18 protein-coding genes are annotated in these 18,581 nt (G+C 59.8%); 5 read left to right on the top strand and 13 right to left on the bottom strand.

The features are described from left to right. Positions 1 to 39 precede the first annotated feature (39 nt). The 11 genes from TRM7615_RS11815 to TRM7615_RS11765 are packed head-to-tail and all read right to left on the bottom strand — an operon-like array spanning position 40 to position 10,136. Positions 40 to 1,617, bottom strand: a complete 1,578-nt coding sequence (locus tag TRM7615_RS11815; RefSeq protein WP_108787706.1) for an arylsulfatase — start codon at positions 1,615 to 1,617, stop codon at positions 40 to 42. Between the two features lie 60 nt (positions 1,618 to 1,677). Continuing rightward, positions 1,678 to 3,090: a BatD family protein gene (locus TRM7615_RS11810; RefSeq protein WP_108787704.1), complete on the bottom strand. Its 1,413-nt coding sequence runs from the start codon at positions 3,088 to 3,090 to the stop codon at positions 1,678 to 1,680. Further along, positions 3,087 to 4,607 (bottom strand): VWA domain-containing protein, encoded by a 1,521-nt coding sequence (locus tag TRM7615_RS11805; RefSeq protein ID WP_108787702.1) that lies wholly within the window; start codon positions 4,605 to 4,607, stop codon positions 3,087 to 3,089. Before TRM7615_RS11805 ends, TRM7615_RS11810 begins: the two co-directional genes overlap by 4 nt. Next, on the bottom strand, positions 4,600 to 5,592 hold the full coding sequence (locus TRM7615_RS11800) for a VWA domain-containing protein (RefSeq protein WP_108787700.1): 993 nt from the start codon (positions 5,590 to 5,592) through the stop codon (positions 4,600 to 4,602). Before TRM7615_RS11800 ends, TRM7615_RS11805 begins: the two co-directional genes overlap by 8 nt. Next, positions 5,589 to 6,065 carry a DUF4381 domain-containing protein gene (locus TRM7615_RS11795; protein ID WP_108787698.1) on the bottom strand — a complete coding sequence of 159 codons (477 nt, stop codon included), beginning with the start codon at positions 6,063 to 6,065 and terminating at the stop codon, positions 5,589 to 5,591. The genes TRM7615_RS11800 and TRM7615_RS11795 overlap by 4 nt, the downstream gene beginning before the upstream one ends. Next, the gene (locus tag TRM7615_RS11790; protein WP_108787696.1) at positions 6,062 to 7,003 is read right to left on the bottom strand and encodes a DUF58 domain-containing protein; all 942 of its coding nucleotides are present in this window, start codon (positions 7,001 to 7,003) and stop codon (positions 6,062 to 6,064) included. The genes TRM7615_RS11795 and TRM7615_RS11790 overlap by 4 nt, the downstream gene beginning before the upstream one ends. Positions 7,004 to 7,013: 10 nt before the next feature. Then, positions 7,014 to 8,000 carry an AAA family ATPase gene (locus tag TRM7615_RS11785; RefSeq protein WP_108787694.1) on the bottom strand — a complete coding sequence of 329 codons (987 nt, stop codon included), beginning with the start codon at positions 7,998 to 8,000 and terminating at the stop codon, positions 7,014 to 7,016. Positions 8,001 to 8,028: 28 nt separating this feature from the next. Next, on the bottom strand, positions 8,029 to 8,490 hold the full coding sequence (locus tag TRM7615_RS11780; protein WP_108787692.1) for a phage holin family protein: 462 nt from the start codon (positions 8,488 to 8,490) through the stop codon (positions 8,029 to 8,031). A gap of 13 nt (positions 8,491 to 8,503) precedes the next feature. After that, a complete protein-coding gene (locus TRM7615_RS11775) occupies positions 8,504 to 8,803 on the bottom strand; it encodes a hypothetical protein (RefSeq protein ID WP_108787690.1) in 300 nt (99 codons plus the stop codon). 4 nt (positions 8,804 to 8,807) lie between these two features. Next, positions 8,808 to 9,887: an AI-2E family transporter gene (locus tag TRM7615_RS11770; protein WP_108787688.1), complete on the bottom strand. Its 1,080-nt coding sequence runs from the start codon at positions 9,885 to 9,887 to the stop codon at positions 8,808 to 8,810. Positions 9,888 to 9,896: 9 nt separating this feature from the next. Then, on the bottom strand, positions 9,897 to 10,136 hold the full coding sequence (locus TRM7615_RS11765) for a hypothetical protein (protein ID WP_125133674.1): 240 nt from the start codon (positions 10,134 to 10,136) through the stop codon (positions 9,897 to 9,899). A gap of 131 nt (positions 10,137 to 10,267) precedes the next feature. Here TRM7615_RS11765 and TRM7615_RS11760 point away from each other — a divergent pair, with 131 nt between their 5' ends. The 4 genes from TRM7615_RS11760 (at position 10,268) to TRM7615_RS11745 (ending at position 14,557) form a co-directional block, all read left to right on the top strand. Next, on the top strand, positions 10,268 to 11,356 hold the full coding sequence (locus TRM7615_RS11760; RefSeq protein WP_108787684.1) for an AI-2E family transporter: 1,089 nt from the start codon (positions 10,268 to 10,270) through the stop codon (positions 11,354 to 11,356). Positions 11,357 to 11,395: 39 nt separating this feature from the next. Then, the gene (locus tag TRM7615_RS11755; RefSeq protein WP_108787682.1) at positions 11,396 to 12,259 is read left to right on the top strand and encodes a YihY/virulence factor BrkB family protein; all 864 of its coding nucleotides are present in this window, start codon (positions 11,396 to 11,398) and stop codon (positions 12,257 to 12,259) included. 42 nt (positions 12,260 to 12,301) lie between these two features. Further along, a complete protein-coding gene (locus TRM7615_RS11750; protein WP_108787680.1) occupies positions 12,302 to 14,215 on the top strand; it encodes an ammonia-forming cytochrome c nitrite reductase subunit c552 in 1,914 nt (637 codons plus the stop codon). A 102-nt stretch (positions 14,216 to 14,317) separates the two neighbouring features. Beyond that, complete coding sequence (locus tag TRM7615_RS11745; RefSeq protein WP_108787678.1) at positions 14,318 to 14,557, top strand: hypothetical protein; 240 nt, start codon at positions 14,318 to 14,320, stop codon at positions 14,555 to 14,557. Between the two features lie 3 nt (positions 14,558 to 14,560). Here TRM7615_RS11745 and TRM7615_RS11740 read toward each other — a convergent pair whose 3' ends face one another. Both TRM7615_RS11740 and TRM7615_RS11735 read right to left on the bottom strand, forming a co-directional pair. Then, positions 14,561 to 15,277 carry an RlmE family RNA methyltransferase gene (locus tag TRM7615_RS11740; RefSeq protein WP_108787676.1) on the bottom strand — a complete coding sequence of 239 codons (717 nt, stop codon included), beginning with the start codon at positions 15,275 to 15,277 and terminating at the stop codon, positions 14,561 to 14,563. 63 nt (positions 15,278 to 15,340) lie between these two features. Then, entirely contained in the window at positions 15,341 to 16,453 is a 1,113-nt protein-coding gene (locus TRM7615_RS11735; RefSeq protein ID WP_108787674.1) for a Ppx/GppA phosphatase family protein, read from the bottom strand. 186 nt (positions 16,454 to 16,639) lie between these two features. Here TRM7615_RS11735 and TRM7615_RS11730 point away from each other — a divergent pair, with 186 nt between their 5' ends. After that, positions 16,640 to 18,544, top strand: coding sequence for a PhoX family protein (locus tag TRM7615_RS11730; RefSeq protein ID WP_108787672.1), 1,905 nt, complete (start codon positions 16,640 to 16,642; stop codon positions 18,542 to 18,544). Positions 18,545 to 18,581 lie beyond the last annotated feature (37 nt).

Raw genomic sequence — 18,581 nt, 5'->3', positions numbered from 1 at the left:
GCCCCGGAATAATCCGGGGCCTTGTATTTATCGTGTCGCTTACTTGGAACCGACACTTTTCAGGATCATCTCGGACGCATCGCCGATGGTGAAGCTGCCGGGTTTCTGACGCGGCGGGAACTCCTCGAACGTGGCCAGGAAGTTGCCAACGTAGTCCGCGGCCGGAAGCAGCAGGTAGGCACGATCAATGTACCAGTCCCAATAAGTGTTCGAAGTGATGTTCGAACGCTCATAGGGGTCCCGGCGCAGGTTGAACAGCAACGGGATACGCAGTTCAGTCCAAGGCTCGGCCCAAGCGCGCAGGGTCTGCGGGTAACGATGCTCCAGGAAGATCGCTTTCCAGTCGTTGTAACGCAGCGCCGTCAGATCGCCGTCATCTGAGAAATAGAAGATCTCTTCACGAGGCGCGCTGTCTTCTTCACCCAGCAGATACGGCAGGGTGTTGTAGCCATCCAGATGTACTTTGTATTCACGACCGATGGCCTGAACACCGCCAGCTTTCAGCTGTTCCTTGATGTCCGAAACGCCGGCCATTGCGACAAATGTCGGCAGCCAGTCCATGTGGTGCATGATCTCGTTCGACACGGTCCCCGCGTCGATCTTGCCGGGCCAGCGCACCATGGCAGGAACACGGAAACCGCCTTCCCAGTTGGTGTTCTTTTCACCACGGAAGGGCGTCATAGCCGCGTCGGGCCAAGTGTTCATGTGCGGACCGTTATCGGTGGAATACTGAACAAAGGTCTTGTCAGCGATGCCAAGCTCATCCAGCAGGTCCAGCAGCTGACCCACATGCATGTCGTGTTCCAACATGCCTGCGGTGTATTCATCTGCTACACCACCGACGATCTCGTTGGCCTGCGCCCGCATCTCGTCTTTGACGTGGGTGCGGAAGTGCATGCGCGTACCGTTCCACCAGACGAACCAAGGAACGCCCTGTTCCTCTTTGCGTTTGATGAAATCGATGGCTGCCGCCAGCGTTTCATCATCCACGGTTTCCATCCGCTTTTTGGTCAGCGGGCCGGTGTCTTCGATGGTGCCGTCAGATTTCGAACTGATGACGCCACGCGGGCCAAACCGTTCCCGGAACTCTGGGTTTTGCGGATAGTCTTCGTTTTCTGGCTCTTCTTCGGCGTTCAGGTGATAAAGGTTGCCGAAAAACTCGTCAAAACCGTGGTTTGTCGGCAGCATTTCATCCCGGTCGCCCAAGTGGTTTTTGCCAAATTGACCGGTGGCATAGCCTTGCTCCTTGAGCAGACCGGCGATGGTTGGGTCTTCGACTTGCATGCCCTCGGCTGCGCCGGGCATGCCAACCTTGGATAGGCCGGTGCGGAACACCGATTGACCGGTGATGAAAGACGAGCGGCCGGCTGTGCAGGATTGTTCACCATAATAGTCGGTAAAAATCATGCCCTCTTGCGCGATGCGGTCGATATTGGGCGTGCGATAGCCCATGACGCCCATGGTGTAGGCCGAAATGTTCGACTGACCGATGTCATCGCCCCAGATAACCAGAATGTTTGGTTTGTCGGCGTCCTGTGCCAGTGCCGACCCAACGGTCAGCACCAGCGCGGCAGAGGCCGCCGACAGGTAGCTTAAACTACTTCGGAACACGTTCATGTATGTCTCCTTAAATGAACAGAATACTAGGTGACGCGGAGCCGGAATGGTCGTGAAAAACTAACGTTCGACCGGTTCGGCCGTTGAGGTGTTGAGATAAATCGGAATGTGTAGATTTGAGTTGAGTTTTGGCAGATTTTCCTGATTTTTCAAAGCCAAATATTTGTTCCGATTGATTTTTCTGAGTTCGTCGAAGTTTTGCGCAAGAATCCGCCAACTGGTGTTTGATCGGGTGGGGCTATCGCTATACGTGTCGGATCCGATGGTAATTAGCGCATTTCTCACCTCGATCCAGTCTGATGTGTCCAAAACTGCAGCATGTGCTGACCATGTTTCAAGGGCAGCATAAGTCGCGTTCAGATCTTGATCTGCGATGGCGCGTCGCACAGATCGTGCAGCTGCAGTTTCGGTGGCCTGCAGCCTGGCTCGGACGCGGTTTCTCGCCGCAGTAAGCCTGGGAGCCATACGCCGCAGAAGGAGCCCAAACAGGCCAAGTACGATCAAGACAAACCCAGACCTCAATGCGAATTTCCCGTAATCCGGTGGTGGAGGTGGAGCCGGGGCGAGGGTCAGGCTCACCCCGTCGACCGAGGCGGTTTGCACAGTTTGTGTTTCGGTGTCGTACCATTCGATCTTGATCTCGGGCAATTCAGCGGTGCCGTCTGATTGCACCAAATAGGTAACTGTTTCACTGCGAGTGCCCGACAGCACGCCACGTTCTTCGGTGGATGTCACGCGTGGCTCCTTGGGATAGGCGCGCAACGCCGGGTTTTCGTTGGCCATAACAAGCGGCGGGATCAGCACCGGTGTCGTGCCATCAATACGAGCGGTCACAACCCGGGTTATGGCGTCACCGACGCCCAGGTCGGTCTCGCCTTGGATGTCCTGCTCCAAGGTGAACCCGGCGGCGATCACTGGCGGATCCAAATCTTGTGCCGCGGCCGGTACTGTCGCAGTGAAGCTTTGCGCAGGCATTGCGATCTCGGTCGTGATCGGCGCGTTGGTATCGGGATCGGCGTAGGTCAGGTTGAGGACCTGTTCCGGGATCTCGAAGACCCCCGCCGCCAACGGATACAGTCGATAAGTTCGGATCGTACCGGACAGCGAGGCCCCATCGCGGCGTTCGCTGGTAGGTGTGGTGGCGCGGTCTGGTAACCGCACCATCAGATCGGGCAATTCAATGGTCGGGTAGATCGGCGGTTGCGGCATGTAGGTGGGCACCAGCACCTTGATCTGCAAGCGGATCGGCTGACCCACGATCACCTCCGCCTCAGACAGTTCGGTTTCGACGATGGGGGCGATGTTGTCTGCCTCGGCCACGTTTGGCGGCGCAGGTGTGTTTTCAGGCTGGGTTTCTTTTACCGCCTCTGGGCTCTTCGGTTCATTGCGCGGTGTGGGATACAACGTGTTCTGTGCCTGTGACGCGGTGCTCAGAAGGCTCAGGAAGACTGCGGTAAGGAGCGTTCGCTTCATTGTTCAGCCTCCTGATTTTCAATCAGAAAACGACTGCGCAGAAACTTGGTCATGTCAGTGTCGATGCTAGAGATCCATTGATCCGCTGTTTGCGCCGCCGCGCCTTCTTTCGCTGCCTCAATCGTGGTGTCGGACCCGCGCTGTGCTTCGTTGTCAAAGACCACGTCGTCAGCACCGATGCCGCTGTCTTCGCCGGTATCTGACTGCTCGCGTGTGGTTTCGACGTATTCGAGGATCTCTTTGCTTAACGCGAGGTTGTGTTCGGCTTCGGGCCAATCCGGGCGCAGTTCCAGTGCGCGTTCAAAGGCAGCGATCGCGGGGCGATACTCACGGTTGCGGATGCGCGTCATCCCTTCGGCAAAGGCAGCCTCAGGCGTTTCGAGCGCGGCAAAGATCGTTGCGGCATCCGCATATTCCCCAGCCTTGTATTTGGCGTAGCCGGATAGGTAGCGGTCCTGGAACAGCCCTCCAGCCGCCGAATACTCTTTGCGGTTCATTGCGATCTGGCCCTGCTGATCTGGGGTCAGGAACCAGTCCCGCCAGCCTTCGGCACGGGCCTGGCCCGGCGTGCTCATTAAGGGCAGAAGCAGAAGGACCATCGCCCATCTCATCGTCCATCCACGCCGGAACCACAGCAGAACCAGAAGCGCGGCAGGAATGGCCAACAGCCGCCCGCGATCATGCCATTGCAGGCGATCATCCTGTCCCAGAGCCGCGACATAGGCCGACCGGATCGCCCGGTCGAGTTGCGCCAGATCGCTATCATCTGGGGTCATCTGCACAATGGTGGCATTGGGGATACGGTCCAATTGCGTCAGGGATTGTCCGGGTGGCAACGCGGTTAGAAAGATGAGCTGTGTCCCGTTCGGGTCGGCGGTTTCGAACAGTTTGGCCTCGGCCGGGTCCATGTCATCGAGCACAAACAGGATCGCGCCTTCGGTCTCGGCATCGGTCAGAACGTCCTGAGCCGGGGACAATGCGCGCGATGCAGTGTCGCCGTCGACCGGCATCGCTTGGGGGGTCAACCCCTCAAGCAAAGGGCGCAGGATGTTGGCATCCTCGGTCAGGGGCGCCACGCGGTGGGCCGATCCTGCATAGGCGACCAAGGCAGTACGGGCACCTGCGCGAGAGGCGATCAAATCGCTGATCTTGAACCGGGCGCGTTCCAGGCGGCTGGGGGCCAGGTCCGCCTCTTCCATGCTGGGGGTCACTTTGAGCGCCACAACCAGAGGCGCGGTATTCGCGATCAGCGGGTTGGGCAGCTTGCTCCATGTTGGACCCGCGCTGGCCAGCGCCAATAGGACACCAACACAGGCAAATCCATCAATCGGATGCAGCCGCCTGTGATCATGCGCCCCCACGCTCAGCGCCTCGGCCAGATGCGGTGCAAGGCCTGCGGTGTCGGTGGTCGGCCCGTCCAAACGGCGGCGCACCAGATACCACAGAAGCAGAACCAGCGGCACGGCGATCAGCCACCAAGGGCGCAGGAAATGAAACAGTGACAGCGTGTCAAACATGGCGCGCTCCCCGTCTGCGAGACCCCAAGTGAAGCAATGTTGTCGCCAGCAGTACGATCATCAAAGCCAGTGCAAGGGGGACATGAGCCAGGCTTGTCTTGGGACGATAGCTGGTGGTTTCGACCACGCGCGGGTTCAACTCGTCGATGCGCTGGTAGATCGAGGTCAGTGCCTCTTGATCATCGGCATAGAAGAACTCGCCTCCGGTGCGTTTGGCGATGTCTTCAAGGATACCCAGATCGACCCGCGCTTCGCCGGTGGCCTCGGGGTCACCCACGCCTATGGTGTAGATCGTGACGCCCTGATCTGCGGCAATCGAAGCGGCGTTGACCGGGGTCATGGTGCTCGACGTATCGCTGCCATCGCTGAGCAGGATCATCAGCCGCTCCTCAATCTCGCTGCCCTGAAAGGTGCGGATCGCAAGGCCAATGGCGTCGCCCAGTGCCGTATTCGGCCCGGCCATGCCGACCTGTGTTTGATCGAGAAAGCCATTCAAGCTTTGCAGATCGTCGGTGAACGGTGCCTGCACAAAGGCGCGGGTGCCGAAAACGATAAGGGCCATGCGGTCGCCATCGCGCTCGGCGATAAAGGGGCGCAGAACATCTGTGACCGCCTCGAGCCGCTGTTTGCGGGTTCCGTCCTGAGCCACGAAATCGCGTTCGTCCATAGAACCCGAGATGTCGATCGCCAGCACCGTGTCGCGGGCTGCGTTTTCGGTCACAATGGGCTCGCCCAGGCGCTCTGGCCCGGCTAGCGCGAGAACCAGCAAGGCCCAGGCCAAACAGGCAGCGATCATTTGCAAGGTGGTGCGACGCAGGATCAGGGCGCCATGCCGCGCCTCGACCCCGGCGGCCTGGGTCAGGTCGCGAAAGAACGGGACGCGGGTGGCGCGGACGCGGTGACGATGGGGCGGGGCAAAGAACCAGACCAGCAAGGGCAGGGGCAAAAGAAGCAGAATCAATGGGGCAGAGAGGGACAAGGTCATGATCTGCCTCCTTCGGCCTTGTGGCGCTTGATCCAGTCGCGGGCCAGGGTTGTGGCTTGCGCGTCGGGGGCCGAGCCAGTGTACGGCGCGCTCAACAGGGCTTGGCCGGTTGTAGAGGCAAAGCCCTTGCCGCCATAGCTTTGATCCAGAAATGCGGCCCAATCTGATCCGATCAATCCGGCCACCTGTGCGCGGGGAAACGAGACCAGTGCAGTCCGGCGCAGGATCTCCGCAATCGCGGCGCGGTCATCCTCGGCCAGCGACAGCGCAGCCAAAGCCGCCCGCCGATGGGCCGTGGCCTGCCGGTGCTTGTGCCAACGCCAAATCGCTAAAACCAACAAGATCAGCAACACCGCAGCCAAGACCAGCCAGCCCACGGTTTGCGGAACCATCGGAACCGCTGGAGGAACCGGAACCGGCTCCAGTTGGTTCAGCAGGTCAGTCAGCGATGTTGCTTGTTGCGTTTCGCTCATCGGCCCGCCCCCCGCAGCCCAAAGAGAACCTGCATCTGTGCCAATGCCGCGCGGTCGGTGCCAAGCTCAACCATGGGAATACCATAGCGGCGAGACCAGTGGCGCAGTGTCTCCAGACGATCCCGCAGAGCGGTCTGCACGCGGGCGTGAACCTGCGGGTCGCTGGTGTCCAACTCGGCCTGCGATGTGCCGTCCGAGATCGACAGGCGCAGCCCTGGAGGTAAGGCCTGCGCAGAGCGGTCCGACACGTTGAACAGGATCAGGTCGTTGCTTTGCGCCAGCCGTCGCAACAGCGGTTCAGAGGTGTCATCAAGACCGGCGAAATCGGAAAACACCGTCACCACAAAGTTGGTCTTTGCAACATGGGTGGCCTGTTTCAAAACGGTGTTCAGGCTGGGCTCGGCGGTGTTGTGCAGATCGGCGCTGAGCATCTGATTGGCCGACGTGATGGAGTTCAGCAACCGGTCTAGCGCACGGGGGCGGCGTTCGGGGCGATGTTCGGCGATGCGACCAGGGGCGAGCACCAATCCACCCAGTCGGTCGCCTTGAGCCAGTATGCGATGCGCCACGATGGCGGCGGCCTCGGCCGCGACCACGGATTTCATATATTCGACCGAGCCAAAAAACATCGTCATGCGTTGATCGACGATGATCAGGGCGGGGCGGTCGCGCTCCTCGGTGTAGACGCGCACATGGGGGCTGCCGGTTCGGGCCGTGACCTTCCAGTCGATGGTGCGGATGTCGTCGCCGGGCAGGTAGTCGCGCAGCTCTTCAAAGTTCAGCCCGCGCCCGCGTAGGCGTGAGGCATGGCGACCGTTCAGGATCGAGCGCGCCGGTTGGCGCGGCAGCAGGGAAATGCCGCGCGACAGAGGCCCCAGCTTGCGCAGTTGATCGGTGGTGGTGTGAACCCTCAGGTCCTGTGTGTCCTGTGCCTCCATGATCTGACCCTCAGGGCAGAGCGACGGTTTTCAGTATCTCGTCGGTGATGTCATCTGGCGTCTTGCCGTCCCCCTGAGCCTCAAAGCTGAGCGTAATGCGGTGACGGAAGACATCATGAGCAATGGCGCGCACATCCAGCGGGTCGACGTAATCGCGTCCGTTTAGCCAAGCGTGGGTGCGGCCGCATTTGTCCAACGCCAGCGAGGCGCGCGGGCTGGCGCCGACCTCGATCCAGCGGGCCAGATCGGGGCTGATGGCGGAAGGCGTACGCGTGGCATAGACCAGATCCGCCATATAGCGCTCCATCGCGTCCGAGACGTGGATCTGGCCAATCTCGGCGCGGGCCTGAAACACGGCGTCTTGCGGGATGGCGGCGGGTTTGGGTTTGCCGCTCACATCGCTGCCGCCGTTGGCCGCGACCTCTTCGCCGCGCACAAGGCGGATCACCTCGACCTCATCCTCGACGGGGGGATAAGTGACGTTCACATGCATCAGGAACCGGTCCATCTGTGCCTCGGGCAGGGGATAGGTGCCTTCTTGCTCGATGGGGTTCTGCGTCGCCATCACCGTGAACAGAGGCTCCATCTTGTGGGTCTTGCCGGATACGGTGACTTGCCGCTCTTCCATCGCCTCTAGCAGGGCGGCCTGTACCTTGGCAGGTGCGCGGTTGATCTCGTCCGCCAGAACGATGTTTGAAAAGATGGGGCCGGGATCGAAACGGAAAGTGCCGCCCTGATCGGTCTGGGTGTAGACCTCGGTCCCGGTGACATCCGACGGCAGCAGGTCGGGTGTGAACTGGATACGGCTGAACCCAGCATCCAGGTTCTTGGCCATCGCCTTGATCGCGCGGGTCTTGGCCAGACCCGGCAACCCCTCGACCAGCAGGTTGCCGTTGGCCAGAAGGCCGATCAGCAGGCGGTCGATGACGTCTTCTTGGCCGATGATCGACTGCCCCATGCGGGTCTTCAGGTCCAAAATCTGATCTCGTGCGCTCATGACATGTCCGTTTCGAAAAAATGAAAAACTATTTGTCTTTGGATTTCAGCAGCAGCGACAGCAGCGGGCCGATCAAGGCGGGCAGGGCCGTGCCCAGGGGATCGCGCGCCATACGGCTGACATTGCGGGTCAGCTCTCGGGCCTCGTCAGCGACCTCGTTCAGGTCGGCCTCGATCTCGGCCAGGGCCATGTCGCGCACCTCGGTGGCGGGCTCCAACTCTTTCTCGGCGCTCATGCGGCTGGCGATTGCCACCAGCACCAAAGCCACCATCGCATTTCCAAGGGCTACGATCAGGGCGGCGTAATGCGCGGCCATGACAGTGCCAAGCGCATAAAAGATCGCAACATTCAGCATGATGATGGCGATGCCCGCGACCAGCCCGGCAAAGGCCACCAACCCGGTCTGCGCACGTAAAACAGCCATCTGCCGCCGCGCGATCAGGCGTTCGGTTCGAAAGAGAATGGTCAGGTTGCGGCTGATCCGGTTCATGGCTTTCTTCTCCTTACGACTTGGACATCCGGCCCAGGGCAAACCCCAGGCCAAAGGCTGCAACAGCGGTCAAAAGCGGTTTCTTTTCAGGTAGGTCGCTCAGCTCGGATGAAAACTGAGCCCACAGGGCGTCGATGTCCTGGGTGTCGACCCCATGTTCCTTGAGCAGAGCGGCAAAGGCCGATTGCTCATCGCCGTGTTCAGGTTCCGATTCCGGCTCGGGGGCCGGTTTGGGCGCTGGCTTGGCGTCCGAGGCCGCCAGTTGGGATTTGAGTTCGGCCAGTTCGGCCTCGAGCTGGGCTTTGGTGGCCATTGGATCACTCCGGTGTTTTGGGGGCTGCCGTCAGCAATTCCCCGTCCTTGGACATGAGAATGGCCAGCGGCCTGAGGGCGGGGATATGGCTGAAGACGATCAGGATGCAGACTGTCAACGGCACGCTCAGGAATGCGCCAATCACGCCCCAGACAGCGCTCCAGAACGTCAGTGCGATGATCACCATGAAGGTCGACATGTTGAGCGAGCGACCCAACAGGGCCGGGTCCAGAAAGTTGCCGATCATGAATTGAACTGTGCCGCAAAAAAGCACAATGACCAGAAACGGCGTGATGGTGTCGAACTGCACCAGTGACACCATTGCGGGGAACACCACCGCCACGATCGAGCCGATCGAAGGGATGAAGTTCAGCGCAAAGGTCAGCACCGCCCAGGTTTCGGCATATTCCAGATCGAGCCAGCGAAAGACCGAGTAGCTGATCAGCGAAGTTAGGACGCTTACAAATGTTTTGACGCCCACATAAGCTTGCAGGCTGTGTGAGATCGCCGCCATCATCGAGGACAGCTCGCGCCCCAGTTCCACGTCATTGGCAGCAAGGCGCAGCTTGTCGCGAAAAATGACCCGCTCAGCCATCATGAAGAAGACGTAAAGCGAGATCAGCAGGAAGGTATTGAGAAAGGACGTCGCGCCACCAAAAGCGCTGCGTGCAATTATCGACATGTCGATGTTGATCAGGTGGTCGCGGATGAATTTCGTCACATCGTTGCCCACCAGGGCAACCACGCGGTTTACGGCCGTATCAAACTGGGTTTCATAGGTGGGTACCGCGCGGGCAAACTGCGTTGCCTGATTGCCCAGGACAAACATCACCGCAAACAGACCGGTCAGCACCACGGCGATGCCGATCAGATTGGCCAGCCACACCGGCACAAACCGCCCCGCTACGCGATCCGCGACCGCGATGATCAATACATAGACCAGCAACGCCAGCGTAAGCGGGATCAAAAACCCCGAACCCATGTACAGCCCCCAGACCACAAGCGCCATGATGATCGCGATATCGCGACATGTGGACAGGCGCGGGCGGATCGAACCGACGGGTGAGGGATCATGGGACGTCATGATCGTGGATCAGTCCTTGGCTTGCTTCATGCGGTCAAAGGCCGCTTTCATGCGCAGGCCCAGTTCCTTGGCCGCTTCGCCCACCTCTTCGGCGGATTTGTCCAGCTGGGTTTCCCGCACGAATTTGTCCCAATCCGAAACCAGATTGTCCCATTCGTCTTCGGCATCTTTGCTGGCGAGGTGAAGCTTGACCTTCAACTCATCGCGCTTCTGTTTGAGGTCAGCCACCCAGTCGTCAAATTCGGACATGACATGCTCCTGCATAGAATCATTGGAAAAAAGGTATTGGAATTCTGATATGATGTTGCATCGCGTGTGAATAAAATGCAACTATTCCCGTGCGTTATCATGTTTGTTTGAAGGTGCGGGAAGGACAGGGAATGATCCAATCAAAACCGGACCTTGCCGACAATTGGCGGTGGTTGGCCCTGATCCTGATCACTTTGCTGATCACGGTCACATTTGTGCAGATGACTTTGGGGTTCCTGGTGCCGCTTGCATTGGCGGCAATCACGGGCGCCATGGCGCAGCCGATGAACCGCAAGATCGTGGCGTTTCTGGGCGGACGGCGCAACACTGGCAGCCTGATCACCTTAATGTCGTTGATGTTTCTGGTGATCGCGCCCTTGTTTGCGCTGATCATTCTGGCCATTAGCCAGGCCAGTGCTCTGGTCAATAACGTCGGCCATTTTGCGACTGATTTGTCGAACAATCCAACAACCTTCACTTTGCCCAGCTGGGTGCCCTTCGAGATTGATTTCGAAGACATCCGCCAAAAGATCACCGAACGTATGGGCACGATCCTGCAAGCGGTCGCGCGGTTCTTTGTCGCCTCGGTCGGGCAGGTCACGGTGGGGGCTGCAACGTTTTTTCTGAGCCTCTTCGTCTACTTCTATTCGCTCTTTTTCTTTTTGCAGTTCGAAACCCCGATTATGGTGCAGGTGCTGCGCTACACCGGTCTGCGCCCGGAAACCCAAGCCAAACTGCACGAGCGCATCGTCTCGGTCAGCCGGGCAACGATCAAGGGGACACTTTCCATTGCGTTCATCCAAGGGATGCTGGGTGGCATCAGTTTTTGGATCGCAGGGATCGAGGGGGCGGCCTTTTGGTCGGTGGTGATGATGGTGGCGGCTGTTCTGCCGGGCCTTGGCGCGCCGGTGGTGATCTTTATTGGTGCTGCCTATCTGGCGATCGAGGGGGCCTATGTGGCCGCCGCCGGCCTTGCCATTTGGGCGGCGCTTGTGGTCTCGACCATCGACAATGTGCTGCGTCCGATCTTGGTCGGGCGTGACGCCAAGCTGCACGACGTGATGATCCTGATCTCGACCCTGGGTGGTCTTGGTCTGTTCGGCGCGTCGGGGCTGGTCTTGGGACCGGTACTGGCGGGGCTATTTGTGACCATTTGGCAAACCTTGGCCGAGTCTGTCGGCAACACCGAGGCGCTGGAGGGAGAAGATGACCAATCCTGACCCCGTGCGCGGATCCTTGCTTGGGTGTATCCTGATCCTATGAGCCTGCTTGCCAATCCAGCAATTCCCGATCCGCTCCGCGCCTTTGGACTGGCCTTTTACCGCTTTGCCCAAAAGGGGGGCTGGGTGATGAGCAGCCATGTCGCCATGTCGATGATGCTGGCGCTGTTTCCCTTTATTCTGTTCGTCGTGGCCCTGGCAGGCAGCCTATCGCACGATCTGATCACCGAGGATCTGATCGAGCTGATCTTTGGCACCTGGCCAGAAGCGGTCGCAGACCCGATAGAGACCGAGCTCAAGGCGGTTTTGGCAGGCGCCAGCACGCAGGTGATGACCGTGGGTGGCCTGCTGGCGATCTATTTTGCCTCGAACGGTGTGGATGCCGTGCGCGAGGCGATGACACGGGCTTATCACGACGTGGACATGCGCCCGTTCTGGCAGGCGCGGCTCTTGTGTATCGCTCTGGTCGTGGCGGGCGGTGCCATCCTGATCATCACCGCAGCGATCGAGGTCGTCTTTCCAATCTACGCCACCTTGGTGGCCGAGGCCATTCCCGGCGAGACGCCCAACTGGGTGTCGAAAGAGCGGCTGAGCTGGATCTTTATCGTAGCCATCCCTGCGGGTGGCGTAATGGCCTGCCATATGGTTCTGCCGGGTCGACGGCACAATCTTGTTCAGATTTTGCCCGGCGTGCTGCTGACGCTTGCGCTTTGGGCTGCTGCGGGCTGGGGGTTTTCCTACTACCTCGGTAAATTTGCTGTCTACAGCGCCACCTATGCCGGGCTTGCCGGCGCCATGGCGGCGCTTATCTTCTTATATCTCAACTCTGCAATCCTGATCCTGGGGGCGGAATACAACGGTGCCCTGATCGACCTGAGGGCCGGGGCCGAGGATCGATTATAGCCCGTGCCCCACTTTCGCATCAGCCAAGAAAGCCAAATTTCAATGAAGACATTTCTGTTCGTCCTCTTGCTTGCGATTGCGCCCTTTGGTGTGCTGCACGCCCAAGACGCGCCTTCCTACGTTGGCTCTGAGACATGCCGTGACTGCCATGAAGACGCAGCGCAAGAGTGGGATCGCTCGCACCATGCGCAGGCCTGGATGACGCCCTCTGCCCAATCCGTGAAGGGGGATTTTGACGGCACAAGGTTTGTGCACGACGGGATGGAGGTTGAGTTTTCGACCGATGGTGCAGACTATTTTGCAAAGGTCACGGAAAAGGATGGGGTCACGACCGACTACAAGGCTCATACAGTTGCGGGGATCGAACCCTTGCAGCAGTACCTGTTCGAGACCGGAAATGGGCGATTGCAGAGCTTTGATGTCTTTTGGGACACCGAGCGTCAGGAGTGGGGGCATCTTTACCCCGATCAAGACCTGCCGCCCAATGACGGGTTGCATTGGACCGGGCCCTACAAGAACTGGAACGCCCGCTGTGCCGAATGCCACGCCACTGGATACAAGCGCAACTATGGTCCGCAAACCCGCAGCTATCGCTCGACCCAGGCCGAGATCGGGGTGGGGTGTGAGGCCTGCCATGGGCCAGCTTCTGCTCATATCGAATGGACCACAGGCAAAACCCCTCCTGCCGGGCTGACCGAAACTGGCTTCCCCATGGATTGGACCGACAAGGAGGCGGCGATCCAGCAATGCGCCAGCTGTCATTCGCGCCGCGAAGCGTTGGAGGATGGCAACCCGCTGTCCGGAACACCCTATCACCAGACCTATGCCCTCAGCCTGCTGCGGCCGGGGCTCTATTACCCGGATGGTCAGATGCTGGATGAGGTCTATGTCTATGGCTCGTTCCTGCAATCCAAGATGTACGCCAAGGGCGTGACTTGCATGAACTGCCACGAGCCGCACAGTGGTGAGTTGCGCGCCGAAGGCACCGCTGTTTGCACGCAATGCCATTCGTTGGCAGGCAACCCGGATTTCCCAAGTCTGCCGATCGCGGACTATGACAGCCCGGAACATCACCATCATCCAGAGGGGAGCGAAGGCGCGCAGTGCCGCAACTGTCACATGCCCGAGAAGACCTATATGCAGGTGGACGTGCGCAGCGATCACAGCTTCCGCATTCCGCGGCCTGATCTGTCGTCTGAAACCGGCGCGCCGGACACGTGTACCACTTGTCACGAAGACAAAGACCCGGCCTGGGCCGCATCTCGCATTGCCGAATGGTTCCCGGACACCAAACACCGCCAGCCGCATTTTGGTTCGGCCTTTGCCCGCGCACAGATTGATCCGATCCGCGCGTCGGGTGATCTGTTGGGGATCGCGTTGGACGAGGGGCACGCGGGGATCGTACGGGCCACGGCGCTCTATCTGTTACAGGGCGCGGCCTCGGCTGACTTGGCAGGGCAGACGGCCAACCTGCTTGGTGCGCCGGATCCGCTGGTCCGTGCAAGTGCCGCCAGCCTGCAACAAGCGGCCCCGCCCGAAGAGCGGCTGCAGCGTTTGATGCCGGTTCTCGGCGATCCCGTGCGTTCAGTTCGGATCGCGGCGGCCAAGGCGGTTCTGAATGTGCCGCAAACGTCGATGACCCGCAGCCAGCAAGCAGTGGTGGGGGCCGGGGTACAGGATTGGCAGCGCTCGCTCAGAACGCGGCTCGACTTTCCGGAAACGCATCTGGTTCTGGGCGGGCTGGCCTTGACCATGCGCAACGCGCAGGCGGCAGAGCGGGCCTTTCGCGAGGTGGTCGAGATGGACCCGCAGCGAGCCGAGGCCTGGCCGATGCTGGTACGATTGGCCCATATCAACGGCGGGCCGCAAGCGGCGCGACGGGTGTTGATCGAAGCCCTGAATACTGTCCCAGGGGATCCGGCTTTGTTGCAATTACAAGAGGAACTGTCGCGCTAAGGGGCCCGAGATGGTCTCTATGTTGCCCAAAATCGCTCTCATTCTTTCTTTAGCTTTGGTGGCCATGGTGTTGAAAGCTGCCCAGTTGCCAAAGAGGACGAGATGTTTGAATTTGCCCGCACGCAAAACGGCCTGCCGGTGGTTCCGGTAGAGCCGCCGCCGCCAGACTTGCACGACGAAGGCCGCCACGCGCGCCTGTTTGAACTCTTGCGCCAGCAATCCCTGTCCAAACGCGCCGCACAACGGATCGATCGCAGGGCCTTTCCGCGCGTCACAAAGGGCGACAGCCTGATGTTGCAGCATCTGGCGAGCGCCTCGTTCCGGACGCAAAAAACGCGCTAGGGGTCAGCCCCGAAAGCCGGTCGCGACCACAAATTTTTCCGAACTGTCCGATCGCGACGACGGCGGTTTGACATTGGCCACCTTGGTGAACTTCTGCTTGAGCAGTTTTTGTAGATCACCCTCGGCACCGCCAGCCAGAACCTTGGCCACAAATGTGCCGCCTTCTTCGAGCACGTCAAATGAGAAATAGGCAGCTGCTTCGCACAGCGAAATGATCCGCAGGTGGTCGGTTTGCTTGTGGCCGCTAGAGGCTGCCGCCATGTCCGACATCACCACATCCGCCTTGCCGCCCAGCCACTCCTTGACTTGGTCGTCAGCACCTTCGTCCATGAAATCCAGTTGGTGAACCTCGGCCCCTGCGACCGGTTCGACCTCTTGCAGGTCGACGCCCAATACAGTGCCGATCCGCTTGCCGGACCGTTCGCCCAGCGCGTTCACCCGTTTGACCGCAACCTGCAACCAGCCTCCAGGTGCACAGCCAAGATCAACCACCCGAGCGCCTGGCACCAGAAAGCGGAACTTTTCGTCCAGCTCCAAGATCTTGAACGCCGCACGCCCGCGGTACCCTTCGGCCTGTGCGCGTTTGACATAAGGATCGTTCAACTGCCGTTGCAGCCAGCGGGTTGAACTGAGCTTGCGCCCGCGGGCGGACTTCACCTTGACCTTCAGGTCGCGCTGTCCACGCCCCGAGGTGTTCTTGCCATCAGGTGTCTTTGCCATGCGGGGCTTCTCCGAAATCGATGCGGGTTCACTTATAGCCTATCACATCCGGCTTCAACCGGATCAGAAGGGGCCGTCTTCGAGGACACCATCGCCGCTCATCTGCGCATAAAGCAGCCCCTCACGCAGACCCCGGTCCGCAACCGATAGCCGGTCGGTGGGCCAGCAGCGCAACAGTGCCTGCAAGATAGCCGAGCCAGACATGATCAGCGCCTGCCGATCCTCGCCAATGCGCGGATCTCGGCGGCGTCCTATCGGACCAAGCTCCAGATAGCCGCGGATCACCTTGTCGATCTGATCCGATGTCATGCGCAGCCCGTCAACTTTGGTCCGGTCATAGCGTTTCAGTCCCAGGTGCGAAGCAGCGACTGTCGTCACCGTGCCGCTGGTGCCGACAATCTGAAACCCTTCGCGAGCCTGCTCGTCTTTGTAAGGGGCGAAGTCGGCCAGGTTTTCTTCAAAGAACCAGCTCATCAACGCAAAGCGGGCGGCGTCGTCTTCGACATCGTTGAACTGATCGCGCAAAGTGGCCACACCAAGCGGCACGCTGATCCAATCCACCACCTTGGCGGCGTGAAACGGACTGTCAGCGGAATGAAAGCCCGCGTGCAAGCGGGTGATCGAGGCCGGACGGTCGCGACGTGGCACTGATGACAGGTCGATCCACACCAACTCGGTCGAGCCACCACCGATGTCCACGACCAACAACTGCTCGGTCTTGGTCGACACCAGTGGTGCGCAGGAAATCACCGCCAGACGGGCTTCTTCCTCGGGCAGGATGATCTCAAGCGTCAGGCCGGTCTCGCGTTTGACCTGACGGATGAAATCGCGCGCGTTCTTCGCTCGGCGACAGGCCTCGGTTGCGACCAGGCGCATCCGTTTGACCTTGTTGCGTTTCAGCTTTTGCTGACAGATGCGCAGCGCCTGTACGGTGCGCGCCATGGACGAGCGGGACAAGCGCCCCGTTCGTTCCAATCCGGCGCCCAATTGCACCGACTTTGAAAAGCTGTCGACGACATGAAAGCCGCTGCCCTTGGGTTGGGCAATCAGCATGCGACAGCTATTTGTACCCAGATCCAGCGCCGCATAGAGCCCATCCGGATCCGGCCGTTGAGGCGCGGGGGTGTCGACCGCTTTCGGGAACGCGCCCGCACCTTTGGGACGCTTGGGCGCCATGACTTCACGCCCTCCGATTTCGAGTTGATTTGACCCTAGGCGGCGCTTCGCCCACGCGCAAGTGAATTCACCAAACAGTTGATCGTAACTGTCACATCCGCTTCACATATCAATGCGAGCAGGGCCCCAGGAATTCCGCGTTTGGGATTCGTGGAAATAACTCAGCAAGCCAATTCGGAGCACGCTATGAAAAATGAACATGATCTGTCGTTTGACGATTTTGATGAAGTCGTAAACCCCCGTCCCGAAGGCTGTGATTTCGACGATGTGGTCGAAGAGGCGCTGAGCCGCCGCGGCTTTCTGGGCGGCGTGCTCGCCCTAGGCGGTTTTGCGGCCTTGGGCGGTGCTGTTCTGCCCACCGGTGCCAAAGCGGCAGGCAATCGCTTTGCGTTTGAGGCCGTGACAGCCTCGACCGAGGATAGCATCGTCGTACCAAAGGGTTACAGGGCCGAGGTTGTCATGCGTTGGGCAGATCCGATGTGGTCGGACAGCGTTGCCTTTGATCAGGACACACGCGGCACCGCTGAAACTCAGGCCCGCACCTTTGGTGACAACACCGACGGCATGGAGATTTTCATGCACGAGGGTCGCACGCTGATGGCGATCAACAACGAATACACCAACCGCAAAATCATCTGGGGCAATCGCGAAGAAGGCAAATTTGCCAACGCCGACGACGTTGCAAAGGGCATGCTGGCCCACGGTGTATCGGTCGTTGAAATCGCGCATGACGGCACCGGCTGGGGCATCGTGATCGACAGCCCGTTCAACCGCCGCATCACGCCGAAAACCGAGATGGTGCTGACGGGTCCGGCAGCGGGTCACGACCTGCTGAAAACCGCCGCTGATCCCTCGGGCACCAAGACCTTTGGCACATGGAACAACTGCGGGTCGGGCAAGACCCCCTGGGGCACCTATCTGGCATGTGAAGAGAACTTTAACGGTTACTTCTCGGCCGAAGACGAAGATCACAAGGTGTCGGCCGAACTCAAACGGTATGGCGTGTCTGCCAGCGACTGGGGCTATGGCTGGGCCACCATTGACGAGCGCTTTGACGTGTCGAAAAACCCCAACGAGCCGAACCGTGCGGGTTACGTTGTCGAGATTGATCCGCGCGACCCCAACTCGACCCCGAAAAAGCGCACTGCACTTGGCCGCTTCAAGCATGAGAACGCCGAATGCGTCATCAACAACGATGGCCGCCTGGTGATCTATATGGGCGACGATGAACGTGGCGAGTTCCTGTACCGCTATGTCTCGAACGGCGTTTATGCGGCAGGTGTCGACACCGACGAACTGATGGAAAACGGCACGCTCTATGCGGCCAAGTTCGACGCCTCTGGCAAGGGCACTTGGCTGGCACTGACCGAGGAAAACACGGGCATGTCCCTGGCCGAGATCTGCATCCATACCCGGATTGCGGCTTCGAGAATGGGCGCGACCACGATGGACCGCCCGGAATGGGTCACCGCGAACCCAAACTCGGACGAGGTCTATTGCGCGCTGACCAACAACAAGAATCGTGGTGCTCAGAACGATGAAGGTGTGTTCAAGACCAACGCAGGCGGCGACGCACTGCCGGTCGAAGGGCCGAACCCCCGGGCCAAGAACAAATATGGTCAGATTGTCCGCTGGCGTCCTGCTGCCGGTGATCACACCGCGGACGGGTTCGACTGGGACTTGTATGTTCTGGCTGGCAACCCGACCGTGCACCAGGATGATCGGGCCGGGTCCGACAACGTCAACGATGGCAACATGTTCAACTCACCCGATGGGCTGGCGTTTGACAGCAATGGCTTGTTGTGGATCCAGACAGACGGCAAATACTCGAACGCTGACGATTTCGCGGGGCAGGGCAACAACCAGATGTTGGCAGGCGACCCGGTAACCGGTGAAATCCGTCGTTTCCTGGTCGGCCCGAATGAGGCCGAGGTTACCGGCCTGTGCTGGTCAGGTGACCGCCGTACCATGTTTGTGGGCATCCAGCATCCGGGCGAAAGAGGCGACAGCCATTGGCCCGATGGTGGCGCATCGGTGCCGCGTTCGGCAATCATCGCGGTGACCCGCGAAGATGGTGGCCTGGTGGGCTAAGACGCCCTTTGACGACGGTTTTGACCCTCGCGGCCCG

The organism is Falsiruegeria mediterranea M17, assembly GCF_900302455.1.
Classification (GTDB): Bacteria; Pseudomonadota; Alphaproteobacteria; order Rhodobacterales; family Rhodobacteraceae; genus Falsiruegeria; species Falsiruegeria mediterranea.
The sequence above is the reverse complement of the archived record's forward strand: the minus strand, read 5'-3'. Positions and strand labels throughout refer to the sequence as shown.